The following is a 12,328-nucleotide window of genomic DNA, read 5'->3' on the forward strand; positions in this document are numbered from 1 at the left end:
TCAAATCAAAAAAGTGTAATCACGTTATGGCTGGGCGGTTTGAAGGATTAACAGACTTAGAGTGGAGGCTGTTTGAAGATTTACAGAATAATGAAGTCTTCTTCCCTCAGCTGCCCTATAAAGTTCTCTAGAGTAGCTAACACTTTTCCTGTGCCTCGCTCTATGATTTCAGTGTAGCCATCACCAAATTTTGAAGTATACACAATCCTGGTAGTGAGTCCTGTAAATGTGAGTCCCCCTACCAAACCAATGCGATCTCGTCCTTGAGAGAAATCTAAGATCCTATCCTTACCATTGTCATCTGACAAAACAAAGATGTCGCTGCCTTCACCTCCATATAAGACATCATTATCTTCTTGACCGTTTAGAGTATCGTTGCCAAAGCCACCATTTAGGAAATCATCACCTGAATTACCAATTAGTAAATCATTGCCAGCACCACCAAATAACCCATCGTTTTCCTGACTCCCGTACAATACATCATCATCATTAGAGGTCACGTTTATAGGAACAATAGCGAAATCTTCACGCTTCAGTGATACGTTTTTTACGAAAGCTAGCACCTCTCCGGTACTAGTCACTTCAATATAAGTTCCATACTTATCGATGCGAAGATTTAGTTGACTAAAGGTAAGGGTGCCACTTAAACCGATTAGGTCTTGTCCCTGTTGAAAATCTTTAATTGTATCAGTACCTTCACTTGTTCCAAGAAGAAATACGTCAAAACCAGCACCTCCTGTTAAAGTATCATTTCCACTACCACCAATCAGACAGTCATCGCTACTGCCGCCATTGATTTCATCATCTCCATAAGTACCATTGGTAGTAGATAGTGAAACAAAATCTTCACTTTTAAGGCTACCGTTGAAATTTTCCAAAATAGCTAATGTTTTTCCAGTATTTGAATCTTCAATAGCATAGTAATTAACTACTTTGGAGAGAACACGCCTGAAGGTGAGCTGGCTAAATGTTAAGCCTCCTGCCAAGCCAATAATATCTTGTCCCAATTGGAAGTCTTGAATGGTGTCAGTACCTTTGTCGATAGACAGAACAAAAATGTCGTTCCCGTTACCACCATTAAGCGTGTCATCTCCCCCATCTCCGCTGAGAAAATCATTACCTTCATCACCATTAAGCCTGTCATTGCCAGAACCACCAAATAGGTAATCATTCCCCATGCCGCCAAAGAGAACATCATTAGACTTGTTACCAAAGAGAACATCTTCTCCTGCATTTCCAGTCAATGTATCACTACGATCGCTACCATCAATGCTTTTACCGACAATTAAAGTAACAACACCGATTCTGTTAAGACTGCCATCACTAAGTTCGTAGCGGAAAGCTGTAGACCCAGAAAATCTAGAATTAAAGGTAGGTGTAAAGACAAGATAGTCATCAGTAAAATTGGTAGGGGTATTGTTGTCACTTAGAGTAATAGTTCCAATTGAAGAACTAAGATCGCTGACAGCAATAATACGAAGAGTTGTTGAAATATCTGGATCGCTATCATTTCTTAGAAGGCTACTCACAGAAAAAGTTTTAGTTGTGCTTTGATTTACAGTTAGTGTGTCTGGATTTGCAATGGGTGCTTCATTAATATTGAGAACGGTAATTGTGAATGCTTGCTCTTTGCTCAATCCACCACTATCTGTTGCAGTCATCAATAGATTAATTGTAGGAATTATTTCATAGTTTAAACTGATACTATTCTTCAGTTTGAGTTGATTATTCACAACTTCAAAGCGTGTATCACTCACACTGAATATGTGGCTATCGTTGGCATCTGGATCGATGACGGTAAGCATACCGATGACTGCACCAGATGCATTTTCTGTCACAGAGGTATTGCTGAGCGTAATCGTGATTGGTGCTTCATTGACATTGACTACACTAATTGTGAATGCTTGTTCTTTGCTGAATCCACCGCTATCAGTTGCTGTTACCAATAAATCAATCGTAGGAGTGGTTTCATAATCTATACTGATACCATTTTTCAGTTTTAGTTGATTATTTACAAATTCAAAACGATTATCACCAAGATTGAACGTATGAGTATCATTGACATCTGGATCGGTGACGGTGAGTGTCCCGACGACTGCACCAGATGCATTTTCTATCACAGAGGTATTACTCAGCGTAATTGCGGTTGGTGCTACTTTCTCATCGACATTAAGAACTGTAATTGTGAATGACTGCTCTTTGCTCAAGCCACCGCTATCAGTTACCGTTACCAATAAATCAATCGTAGGAGTTGTTTCATAGTCTAGACTGATACCATTTTTCAGTTTCAGTAGTCCATTTTCCACTACGAAGCGATCGTCGCTCACACTGAAAACGTGACTGTCGTTGGCATCTAGATCGGTGACGGTAAGCGTACCGATGACTGCACCGGATGCATTTTCTGTCTCAACAGTATTGCTGAGTGCAATCGCGGTTGGTGCTTCATTGGTATTGAGAACCGTAATTGAGAATGACTGCTCTTTGCTTAATCCACCACTATCAACTGCGGTTACGAAGAGATTGATTGCCGGAGTTGTTTCATAATCGAGACTGACATCACTCCGCAGTTTGAGTAGTCCATTTGCCACGACAAAGCGATCATCACTCACACTGAAAACATGAGTGTCGTTGGCATCTGGATCTATAACCGTAAGTAAACCAATAGTTGCACCTGGTTCATTCTCTATCACAGAAGTATTGCTCAGCGTAATTGCGGTGGCTGCTGCATTCTCATTGACATTAAGAACTGTAATTGTGAATGACTGCTCTTTGCTTAATCCACCACTATCTGCTGCGGTCACAAATAGATTAACTGTGGGTGTTGTTTCGTAGTCTAGACTGACATCACTCCGCAATCTTAGTTGACCATATTGCACGACAAAGCGATCATCACTCACGCTGAAAACATGAGTGTCGTTGGCATCTGGATCTATAACAGTGAGTACACCAATAGCTGCACCCAGTTCATTCTCAGTGACAGAGGTGTTGCTCAACGTAATTGCTGTTGGTGCTTGATTGACATCTTCAATGACATCATTAATTGCTATCGTGAACTCTTTGTCAAAGGATAGTTCACCTTGATCGGTGGTTCTTACCCGAATAGTGTAAGTAGATTTTGTCTCAAAATCAGGAGAAATGTTGAGTTGCAACTGATTATTGATGATAGAAAAAGCAGTGTTATCAGAGTAATTAGCAGTGTCAACAAGACTGTAAGTGAAACTGTTACTGTCAACATCAGTGGTTGAGAACGTACCAATTAATCCAATAGGCACATTCTCATCAATGCTGGTGACACTAAGGGCTAAATCAGTGGGGGTATCATTGACAGCAGCAAGTGTAATCGTAACCGTTGCTACATCTGAGGTTGTTAATCCGTCACTCAACTGATAGGTGAAAGTGTCTGTTCCGTTAAAGTTAATCTGTGGAAGATAGCTAAACGTACCATCTGGGTTGAGATTAAAACTACTTGCATTCGAGGGGGTTTGCACCAGTTGAACCGTCAGTGGATTGTTGTCTGGGTCGCTATCAGCACCATTACCATTATCAGCTAAGACATTGCCGCTTAATGGCGTATCTTCATTTACTGCAAAACTATCATTGTTGGCGATAGGAGATGAATTAGAATTGGCACTGAAGAGATAAGCTGAACCATTGCCGTTTCCAAATCTATCTCCAAAAGGTGCTCCGGCAATTACAGTACCGCCACTAATATCAACAGAGGTACCTATCCGATTATATGCAACCCCATTATTAGGGATAAGCTTGGTTTCCTGAACCCAAGTACTGCCATTAAACTGATAAACGTAGGCTGAGCCACTGTCAGTGCCGAGATCGTTATCATCAAATAAAGCTCCAACAACAACTCGGTTATTGCTGATGGAAACTGAATTGCCAAAGCGATCGCCTTGTGCCACATCATTGGAAATTAGTTTGACCTGCTCAACCCAGCTGGTGCCATTAAATTGATAGATGTACGCTGAACCACGATTAAAGTTTTCTCCAGCTGCTCCAACAATCGCCGTTGTGCCGTCAATACTGACTGAACCCCCAAAATACTTAAACACATTACTATCGGTGGCTGTCAGTTTGGCTTGTTGCACCCATTGAGTACCATCAAATTGATAAACATAGGCGGCACCCACATCAGCACCAAGATTCGCATCATCATCGTTGACTGCACCTACGATCGCTGTATTGCCACTAATAGCAACAGAGTTCCCAAAGTAATCGAAGGCTGCGCCATCATTTGCAGTGAGCTTGGCATATTGTACCCAATTGCTGCCATTAAAACGGAAAATATACGCACAGCCACTGTCAACGCCAAAATTATTATCGTCATATAAGGCTCCAACAATTGCCCAATCGCCATCCATTGCAACTGAGGAGCCAAACTGGTCACTGGCACCGACATCATTGGCTCTAAGTTTAGTTTGACGTACCCAACTACTGCCATTACGCTCAAAAATATAAGCTGCACCAATATCGCCTTCAGAAATGCTGGAACCGTTATCTCCCGGTGCTCCAATAATTACACGATCGCCATCAATCGCTACAGTTTCACCAAAATAATCTCTATAAGAAGAATCACCGGAGCCTGCGGTGAGGTCAGCTTGCTTTACCCATGCGCTACCATCAAATTGATAAATATAAGCTATGCCCCCTTCGATTACGCTTGGGCCAACATCACCTGGTGCACCAACAATCGCAGTGTTGCCATCGATTCCTACTGAGATACCAAAACGATCAAAATTTCCCACAAAACCCAGTTTTGCCTGTTGCTGCCAGTCCAGTACTCCTTGGTATGAATTCTGGAGGGATGTATTGATCGCTAAAGGAGTTTCAATCTTGCCTGTCTGTACCTCTAGCTCCCAATCACCACCGAGATCTGCATTACCTGTCAAATCATCTGAGGCGGCTACGTCAGCTTGCGTCAATATGCTAATCTGCTGCACAAGTTGCTGTCCCCAGTCGCTTGCAGCCAGATTGCAGCCATAAAACAGCACATCTGCATTCACGGTTAATGCTTCTGACCAGGATTGCAACTTATCAGTATAGTTACCGATATTGGTCAAGTTGAGGGTTGTTGCACCCAGTTGCACTGCTCCATCTCTGGCATGGGAAAAGATATGTAAAGTGGTGATGTCAAGTCTTTCTGACAAAACTGAATTAATTTGGGCAATACCATCTTGGTTTGGGTTCAGCAGATAGACTTCTGTACTCGATTGCAAGCCTGTAGCTAACTGGTTGTAATTCAATAGTGTGCTATCAATAAAGGCAATTTCACGAGGGCGATCGCTCAAGAGTGGATATAAAACCGGAGTTTCAAATTGTAAAGAATTAGAAAATTCAGAACTCAGCATTATTAATAATCACTTCCTTAAAAACACCACACTGCCATGTAGCCGAGAGACTATTCGCAGTAAAAATTGCTTTGAAATATCAAATTGGTAGTAATTTTCAAAATCTCAGTTCCTCATTTATGAATCAATACGGCAACTGACGTATTTTTTTTGTAAAGCACTTACGAGGGAGGACAGTACAATGTAATATTTGATCTATACCCAAAGACATATTTCGTAAATAAAGATGATATGAGTAGCCTGTGTCACAACGATATGTTACAACTTCTCAAGTTTGTACGTGTTCTACAGGCTCCTTGTAGCTTAGATGAACTACCGCAACGAATCTTGACGAATCTGAACCAACTTATTGGCTGTGACATGGCATCCTATACGAGTTTTGACCTTGGAAGCAGCATTACTGTGCAAATTCAAAGTTTTCCAGATGCATCATTAGCTCCCAGAATAGAAAGCATTGCATCTAAGACTGGATTGATGGGTCATCCACTAACATCCAACTATGTCAGGACAGGGGATGGTAGTGCCCATATGCTCTCTGACTTTGTCACTGAAGAAGAACTCCATCAATTAGATATTTACGAAGAATTTTTACATCCACTCGGGCTAGAAGAGCAGTTAGGGGCTGCGATTGCAGTGAAGCCTAGTCAGCCTGGAATCAGCAAGTTTTATAGAACGCGGCAAAACATTGCTGTTTCGGTAGAGCGCAAACATCGTAATTTCATTGAGCGCGATCGTCTTGTGCTCAATCTCATTCGACCGCATTTGCTAGAAGCTTACTATAGCGCGCAAACCTTTACACAGATGCAGTGCCAAATAGCACAACTGAATCAAATCCTCGAACAAACTGGTGTTGTAATTCTGTCAATGGACGGTCAAGTTGAAGAGATGACCCAACGAGCAGAAACCCTAATAGAAAGCTACTTCCAGACATCAACACCATCATTACAACTCAAGCCACTGCCAAATACACTCCAACGCTGGATTAAGCATCAGATTACACAATGGACATGCACAGAAAATATTCCTCCAGTTTCTCGCCCTCTTCAACTTGAACGCGATGGTCAAAGGCTTACAGTTCGACTCAATCGACATCCGAATTTAGAGAAGTTTTTACTACTGCTAGAAGAGTCTAATCATCAGGCTTTTTCTCCTGGTTCGCTAAGATTATTGGGACTAACGAGGCGAGAAGCTGAAGTATTGTTTTGGGTAGCAAAGGATAAAGGTACGGCAGATATTGCTGCAATTCTGGGAATCAGCGATCGCACAGTTAAAAAACACCTGGAACATATTTATGAAAAATTTGGTGTGCAAACTCGTCTTGCAGCCGTAATGTATGCATTAGAGCAATTAGGAATTTTTACTACCTAATTTAAATGCGTTTTCCCTGCTTGGAAATAATAATTTTTATAAAAATAATTAGTCATACACTTTCAAAAAGCTTCTTGATATATATCAGTCAAAGTATCATGAAATCCCCATCCCATTCCTGATGTATTTTCCATAATCTTTCGACAACGCTGTTGAAAGATATCTTGTAAATTGGATTTGATAATAATTCCTACAGCCTGCTCATATACCCCTTCCATACTGAGATAGAAAGGCTCATCAATATCCCCATAAGCCTTGGTAAATTTGACTCCTTGCTCTACATAAAAAAGCATGACATCAATCAGAGCAGCATCGGTTTTACAGATTTTTTTGTAGTCAGAAATAGCTTTTTTAGCCACAGACAGTCTAGCCTTACCCAATCCACGAGTGGGAAAAAACTCCGATTCAATAATTTTTTTGTACTTGGTAGCAATTTCTTTATCTTCTTGAGGATAGAGCTTAATTTGATAATAATCTTTCACTGATGGGAACTTCTTAAAGAGTTCGGCAATGTCCGAAATCAATTCTTCTTGAGAACAACTTTTGAGATATTGTTTGAGATGGGTGAGATTTATTTTTTGCTGTGTCATTTTATGCCTTAGTCAGGTACATGAGAATGGACAGATCCTACAAATAATTAACTCACTCACAAGCGTGAATTTGAAAAAATTAATTCTGAGTTATTCATCAAAGTTGATACTAAAATTAACTCCCAATACCTCTTCTATGCGCCGTAAAGTTTCGATTGGCAAAGCTTTTGTTTCTTCAGCTTCTATTTTGTACCAATTCATAGTTGTCATGGGAATTTGACGGCATATTTCAGCTAAAGAGCGCTTATCGGCTTCTCTGGCTTGTCTAATTCTCTTTCCCAGACTGGGGATTTCTACATCTATCGTTCTTCTAACTTTCATCAATTCCTCAGCCCTTCAACTCTCCTCAACTATAAATTGTCAGTTTGTCCGAAATCGTAAACCATAAGTTTATAGTTTATGGTAAGGTATCAAAGATATCAAATGATAGTGACTTTTTTTTGAAGCTAGGGGGGGTAGAAGTATGAGCGAGATGTCCAACATCTCCAGTGAGAGGAACCTGCTACCCCCCAATAGTGACTTAGAAGCCAACCAGACTACACCAGTTGAAGTAATTAGTAGCTCCGAACTTACCACAGAAGAGTGGAGCGATCGCATATTTTTAGAAAGGCAAGTTGAACGAGCATTTTACATAGCTGCTAAAGCATTGAAAGCACTACGAGATAGACGTTTGTACCGTTCGACTCACTCAACATTTGAAGATTACTGTCGTTCCCGGTTTGGCTTCACTCACCGCCATGTGAACTACTTGATAGCTGGTTCTTTTGTGGTTGACAATCTCATGGGAACCAATGGTTCCCAAATTGAGAACTCAGATGAAATGGGAACCATTGGTTCCCAAATTGGGAACCCAGATGAAATGGGAACCAATGGTTCCCAAATTAAAAACTCAAATGAAACGGGAACCGATGGTTCCCAAATTGGGAACTCAGATGAAATGGGAACCATTGGTTCCCAAATCTTACCAACGAGCGAACGCCAAGTTAGACCTTTGGTTCCCTTGAAACCAGAACAACAACGTCAAGCTTGGCAACAGGCAGTAGAACTTGCTGGTGGTAAAATTCCCTCTGGTCGTATTGTTCAGGATATTGTGGACAAAATTCGAGAAAGAACCAAATTGCCTAATCCTTACCGCCTTGGGGAAGTATGTACTCTACTGCCCAAAGATAACCCAGAACTTAAAGGCAAGAGTGGTTGTTGGGGTGTCATCACTCATGTTGGAGACTATAGTTGCACTCTTGAGACTTGGGATGCTGAGTATACCGTGAAAATAGAACATCTCAAGTCCCTAGAACTGTTAGACAATGACTGCCAATTTATGCAACAACTGTGTGCGCGACTGCGGCGGCTGCATGAAATTGAAAACCGAGATATTGCAGTAGATTGGCTTGGCTTAGGGTTAGGGAAACAACCCAAGCCGTACCTTTCGCCCTTACAAGAAAAATTGCTGGCTGATGTGGAACAAGAGTACGGACTCCATTAGCCAGCAATAACTTTTGCCCTGCTAGTAGAAGTTTGTAGTGTCATTTCACTTAGTACCCGTGCTACTTCCTTTGGCTGGGATGTTAACTTGGCTTTGAGCTGTGTCCGCAGAATCGCCAATCGCTGGTAATGACCATTCACCTTGTCTGCAATCCCTAAACGTCGCGCTGCGGTACGAATGCGAGGCTGGGGCAGCTTTTCTATTAACAGCGTTAGAGATTCAGTGTCAATATCATCTGTTGTGCTTGGCGCGGTGCTGTCGGCTACTGGAATTGATAGGGATTCTGGATTATTTACAGGTTTATTAGAAGCTGGTGAAGTAGTTTTATCTATCACTTGCTTGTGGTTTACCTGGTATGCCGTATTATTTTGTTGCTGAGTGCAAGCATTCCATAGCTTTACTAAACCTGCAAACAAATCAAGTATCATCAAGATTGCGTATAGAGTAGCGATCGCCAAAATCGCATTTGTCAAAAAGTCTTGAGTATTTTGCATTTTCTGTGTCTCCAGTAAAATTGCGTGAAGTGTGTGCTGGCTTTTTGTAGTTCTTTTTCCGTCAGGGGTTGCACATCTTTCAACACCCCCAGCTACAGGCTAGAGGTGTTACTGATTCTAGAAATGCTCAAAAGTTGAGGATTCTGGTTGAAAGGCGATTTCTATCTGGTAGTCTCTGTCATGCCAGCCAAGCAGATACCAGTAGTTTTCTGAATACGATGGTGGTAAATTACAGGTACGGTCAGCCTCGCCTAACTCAAACCAATATAGTGTTAACCTATCGCGCTCCTGCATCAAAAAGTCAATTTCACGGTCGATGTCTGTAGTGATATTGCACATTTTATTGATCAATGGCTATTTAAATTTCATTCCTCAGCAGCGCGTAAGCGTAAAAAGCAAGACACTGGTATTTCACCAATAGCTTGCACACAGACTAAAAGCTACATCTGCTAACAATAAATTTCTTCATCACACTCCGGAGAAATTATTTCAACAAAATTCTCTACTCTTCTCTATGCTGTGTATTTTTGGAAGAATAACGAGACTCTTAGGAATAGCTATTGTGTAGATTTTTTAATATTGCTATTAGCTCGAAATATTCTATTTCTGGAGATTTTGCTGTGATAAAATAGAGGCGAAAAGAACCATCTCCATATTTTTTGAGGTCTTGTTCGCTAAAGTGGATTTCTTGCCGTTGCAGCCATTTGATAACACTACTGTAAAATTCAGCTAGGAATAATGCCGGAAAGTAAATCCTGCCTGTTTTTGCCCCAGTTTGTATATGAGTTACTACCTGAAATTGTGGTGACACTAACACTTCTGCCATATAAACTCTCACTTGAATCGTTTTAATCTCTTTAGCCGTCAGGCTTGTGGCAGGTACAAGTGAGAGGAGAGCGATTCTCTAAAGAAGTGAACTCACCTCAAGGAATCAGGAGCCATAGCAAGTGTCTATCTAGAAACTCTTGATTAAATTAACTCTAAACTTACTATATTCTGACTATAATTAGCGACTAATATAAATAATTTCAGCCATCGAGAACCTAGTAAAATTTCCTGGATTTCATCTCCAGCAAATACAGGAATTTCCCACTCTTGATTATCTATTATTACCCTACCAATATAAACATCAAATTCAGTTTCTCCTTGAGCAGTTCTTAATTTATTTTGACGCAAAAAATCCCAATCAAGACTTTGTACATCTTGTTTGTTCATAGCTAAAAATTCAGTGAATCCTGTATCTAACATTGTTTCTACAGGAAAACTGAAGTCATCCCCTCCAATTAAATCAATTTCAAAGTAAACTTGACCTTTATCTCCAAATCTCCCCTCAATCATATTCTGCCACTAACTCCGGTTTCGTTAATGCCAAAAATATGATGAATCACATGAGGATATTTTTCTCTGGCCATTTTACTTGCTACCTCTTGATCCCGATCAATAAAATAATCCCCACTATCAGGTTCAATGGCAATATACCAACCATAGTATTTATCTAGTATTTCTGGTTTTAAACGCTCAAAAATCAGCCAACAACGCTCATAAAATGCCTGTCTTCTGGCTTTTTCTTCAGCTTTTTGTGCTTCTGTCCATTGAATTTCTGGAAATACTCTCCCACGTCTCACTATTCTTTCTGGTGAAGAGTGTGTCATATTTTTGACCTCATGAAAATTTATTGTCCATATTTAATTATAAAATGCCAAATGGGAACCAATGGTTCCCAAATCTTACCAATGAGCGATCGCCAAGTTAGACCATTAGCTCCCTTGGAACCAGAACAACAACATCTTGCTTGGCAACACCGCCGTTAGACCGCTCCGTTTTAGTCTTCAGGAAAGCAACCTAACAACTACCCATTTCAAATTGATGTTGCTGAAAGGTGATTAACACACAACCATGAACACAATTAACTACAGACTCCCGCAGCTTGGAGACGAGCATCAAATCAGTGGTTGCATGTGGGCTTCTGCGGTTCTATGGGAACTCACTGATGGCACACCAGAAAGCGTTGCTGAATGGAAAAAGCTATGTAGCCCAGAAGAATTAAGAGACAGAATCTTAAGTAATGAGAAAACGCTAGTTGCAACGTGGAATGAAATCGTTGTTGGATTTATTGCTTTTAAGAGGGGCAATCATTTGTCATTACTGTTCGTCAGAAGAGAATTTTCTGGGCAAGGAATCGGTCGAGAACTCTTCACCCGATGCAGCTATGATTTGGATGAAGTCACTGTTAATGCCGCCCAAGAAGCAGTTGGCTTTTACCTGAAAGTAGGGTTTATCCAAAGCGGCGATCGCTTTTTCAAGCATGGAATATGGGGGACACCTATGAAATGGATCAACCTTTCACACGAAGTTATGGAGTAACCCGATGGATAACCTGTCACTGCTGTCCACACTCCGCGAATTAGAATGCGAACTTCATCAGCCCTGCGGGGTTACGATTGGACTGTGAACCAAGAATCCCCGACGTTATACTGCGGTGGAGTGTCAATACTGCACATTAATTGAGCGGATCAAAATGCTCATCACTTCTCTAGGATTTGAAGTAGGTAATAAGGGACTCCAATCACCTATATCTGCATAACCGAGTTGATGCACAATACGAATTGTTGCCATTACAGCTTGACTGGAGCCAATTAGCGTATGCTTAATTGTTTCTCGTTCTGGCTTTGCTGGGTAATTTGTTTGAAAGTTAGGAAGAGTTGAAACTTGGATGTTAGGGTTTCCCAGAAAGCTTCGATAGTTTGATTGCATGGAATATTTCTCCTGGCTTTGGGGTTTACTGAATTTGCGTTGCACTTAATTTCTTTCTACCGAGGTTTAATCAGGAAAGTTATTTTGAAAATAACTCTGATGTTTTTGAATTGTGAGTGGCTTTACTAACTGGAAATATTCTGTTTCTAATGAATTAGTACTTCTAAAATAAACTCGAAATGAGCCATCAGCATATTGTTTGATGTCTTTTTCATCGAAAATAATTTCTTGCCTTTGCAACCATTGGTATACAGTTGCGTGAAACTCAGTCAGAAACAA

At 40.8% G+C, this 12,328-nt stretch carries 13 protein-coding genes; 3 read left to right on the forward strand and 10 right to left on the reverse strand.

The features are described from left to right. Nucleotides 1–80 precede the first annotated feature (80 nt). Nucleotides 81–5,360 (reverse strand): DUF4347 domain-containing protein, encoded by a 5,280-nt coding sequence (locus H6G41_RS24155; protein WP_190749366.1) that lies wholly within the window; start codon nucleotides 5,358–5,360, stop codon nucleotides 81–83. A gap of 231 nt (nucleotides 5,361–5,591) precedes the next feature. Between H6G41_RS24155 and H6G41_RS24160 the strand changes: the two genes are divergently transcribed. After that, on the forward strand, nucleotides 5,592–6,728 hold the full coding sequence (locus H6G41_RS24160; protein WP_199316273.1) for a response regulator transcription factor: 1,137 nt from the start codon (nucleotides 5,592–5,594) through the stop codon (nucleotides 6,726–6,728). Nucleotides 6,729–6,790: 62 nt separating this feature from the next. Here the strand turns inward: H6G41_RS24160 and H6G41_RS24165 are convergent, their stop codons facing one another. After that, on the reverse strand, nucleotides 6,791–7,318 hold the full coding sequence (locus tag H6G41_RS24165) for a DUF6155 family protein (protein WP_190749368.1): 528 nt from the start codon (nucleotides 7,316–7,318) through the stop codon (nucleotides 6,791–6,793). Between the two features lie 90 nt (nucleotides 7,319–7,408). After that, nucleotides 7,409–7,639, reverse strand: coding sequence for a RodZ family helix-turn-helix domain-containing protein (locus H6G41_RS24170; RefSeq protein ID WP_045873569.1), 231 nt, complete (start codon nucleotides 7,637–7,639; stop codon nucleotides 7,409–7,411). A gap of 142 nt (nucleotides 7,640–7,781) precedes the next feature. Here H6G41_RS24170 and H6G41_RS24175 point away from each other — a divergent pair, with 142 nt between their 5' ends. After that, entirely contained in the window at nucleotides 7,782–8,801 is a 1,020-nt protein-coding gene (locus tag H6G41_RS24175) for a hypothetical protein (RefSeq protein ID WP_206756949.1), read from the forward strand. On the opposite strand, the gene H6G41_RS24180 is transcribed toward H6G41_RS24175, so the two are convergent. The 5 genes from H6G41_RS24180 to H6G41_RS24200 all read right to left on the reverse strand — a co-directional run bounded on the left by H6G41_RS24180 (nucleotide 8,798) and on the right by H6G41_RS24200 (nucleotide 10,947). Beyond that, a complete protein-coding gene (locus H6G41_RS24180; protein WP_190749373.1) occupies nucleotides 8,798–9,295 on the reverse strand; it encodes a hypothetical protein in 498 nt (165 codons plus the stop codon). The genes H6G41_RS24175 and H6G41_RS24180 overlap by 4 nt on opposite strands. Nucleotides 9,296–9,412: 117 nt before the next feature. Continuing rightward, nucleotides 9,413–9,634: a hypothetical protein gene (locus tag H6G41_RS24185; protein WP_190545902.1), complete on the reverse strand. Its 222-nt coding sequence runs from the start codon at nucleotides 9,632–9,634 to the stop codon at nucleotides 9,413–9,415. 208 nt (nucleotides 9,635–9,842) lie between these two features. Next, on the reverse strand, nucleotides 9,843–10,121 hold the full coding sequence (locus H6G41_RS24190; protein WP_190749375.1) for a hypothetical protein: 279 nt from the start codon (nucleotides 10,119–10,121) through the stop codon (nucleotides 9,843–9,845). Nucleotides 10,122–10,264: 143 nt separating this feature from the next. Continuing rightward, nucleotides 10,265–10,633 carry an aspartyl protease gene (locus tag H6G41_RS24195; protein ID WP_190545907.1) on the reverse strand — a complete coding sequence of 123 codons (369 nt, stop codon included), beginning with the start codon at nucleotides 10,631–10,633 and terminating at the stop codon, nucleotides 10,265–10,267. Beyond that, nucleotides 10,630–10,947: a hypothetical protein gene (locus tag H6G41_RS24200; RefSeq protein ID WP_190749377.1), complete on the reverse strand. Its 318-nt coding sequence runs from the start codon at nucleotides 10,945–10,947 to the stop codon at nucleotides 10,630–10,632. The genes H6G41_RS24195 and H6G41_RS24200 overlap by 4 nt, the downstream gene beginning before the upstream one ends. A 244-nt stretch (nucleotides 10,948–11,191) precedes the next feature. On the opposite strand from H6G41_RS24200, the gene H6G41_RS24205 reads away from it, so the two are divergent. Then, nucleotides 11,192–11,659 carry a GNAT family N-acetyltransferase gene (locus H6G41_RS24205; protein ID WP_190749379.1) on the forward strand — a complete coding sequence of 156 codons (468 nt, stop codon included), beginning with the start codon at nucleotides 11,192–11,194 and terminating at the stop codon, nucleotides 11,657–11,659. 123 nt (nucleotides 11,660–11,782) lie between these two features. Here H6G41_RS24205 and H6G41_RS24210 read toward each other — a convergent pair whose 3' ends face one another. Beyond that, nucleotides 11,783–12,049: a hypothetical protein gene (locus H6G41_RS24210; RefSeq protein WP_190749381.1), complete on the reverse strand. Its 267-nt coding sequence runs from the start codon at nucleotides 12,047–12,049 to the stop codon at nucleotides 11,783–11,785. A 66-nt stretch (nucleotides 12,050–12,115) separates the two neighbouring features. Beyond that, nucleotides 12,116–12,328: hypothetical protein (locus H6G41_RS34805; RefSeq protein ID WP_206756950.1), on the reverse strand; the 213-nt coding region annotated here is incomplete at its 5' end.

The sequence above is a fragment of the Tolypothrix sp. FACHB-123 genome (assembly GCF_014697075.1).
Taxonomy (GTDB): domain Bacteria; phylum Cyanobacteriota; class Cyanobacteriia; order Cyanobacteriales; family Nostocaceae; genus Aulosira.

Coding starts and splice junctions, on each gene's coding strand:
- H6G41_RS24165 (WP_190749368.1), bottom strand. CDS start 7,318: ATGACACAGCAAAAAATAAATCTCACCCATCTCAAACAATATCTCAAA.
- H6G41_RS24190 (WP_190749375.1), bottom strand. CDS start 10,121: ATGGCAGAAGTGTTAGTGTCACCACAATTTCAGGTAGTAACTCATATA.
- H6G41_RS24185 (WP_190545902.1), bottom strand. CDS start 9,634: ATGTGCAATATCACTACAGACATCGACCGTGAAATTGACTTTTTGATG.
- H6G41_RS24175 (WP_206756949.1), top strand. CDS start 7,782: ATGAGCGAGATGTCCAACATCTCCAGTGAGAGGAACCTGCTACCCCCC.
- H6G41_RS24205 (WP_190749379.1), top strand. CDS start 11,192: ATGAACACAATTAACTACAGACTCCCGCAGCTTGGAGACGAGCATCAA.
- H6G41_RS24200 (WP_190749377.1), bottom strand. CDS start 10,947: ATGACACACTCTTCACCAGAAAGAATAGTGAGACGTGGGAGAGTATTT.
- H6G41_RS24170 (WP_045873569.1), bottom strand. CDS start 7,639: ATGAAAGTTAGAAGAACGATAGATGTAGAAATCCCCAGTCTGGGAAAG.
- H6G41_RS24160 (WP_199316273.1), top strand. CDS start 5,592: ATGAGTAGCCTGTGTCACAACGATATGTTACAACTTCTCAAGTTTGTA.
- H6G41_RS24180 (WP_190749373.1), bottom strand. CDS start 9,295: ATGCAAAATACTCAAGACTTTTTGACAAATGCGATTTTGGCGATCGCT.
- H6G41_RS24195 (WP_190545907.1), bottom strand. CDS start 10,633: ATGATTGAGGGGAGATTTGGAGATAAAGGTCAAGTTTACTTTGAAATT.
- H6G41_RS24155 (WP_190749366.1), bottom strand. CDS start 5,360: ATGCTGAGTTCTGAATTTTCTAATTCTTTACAATTTGAAACTCCGGTT.
- H6G41_RS24210 (WP_190749381.1), bottom strand. CDS start 12,049: ATGCAATCAAACTATCGAAGCTTTCTGGGAAACCCTAACATCCAAGTT.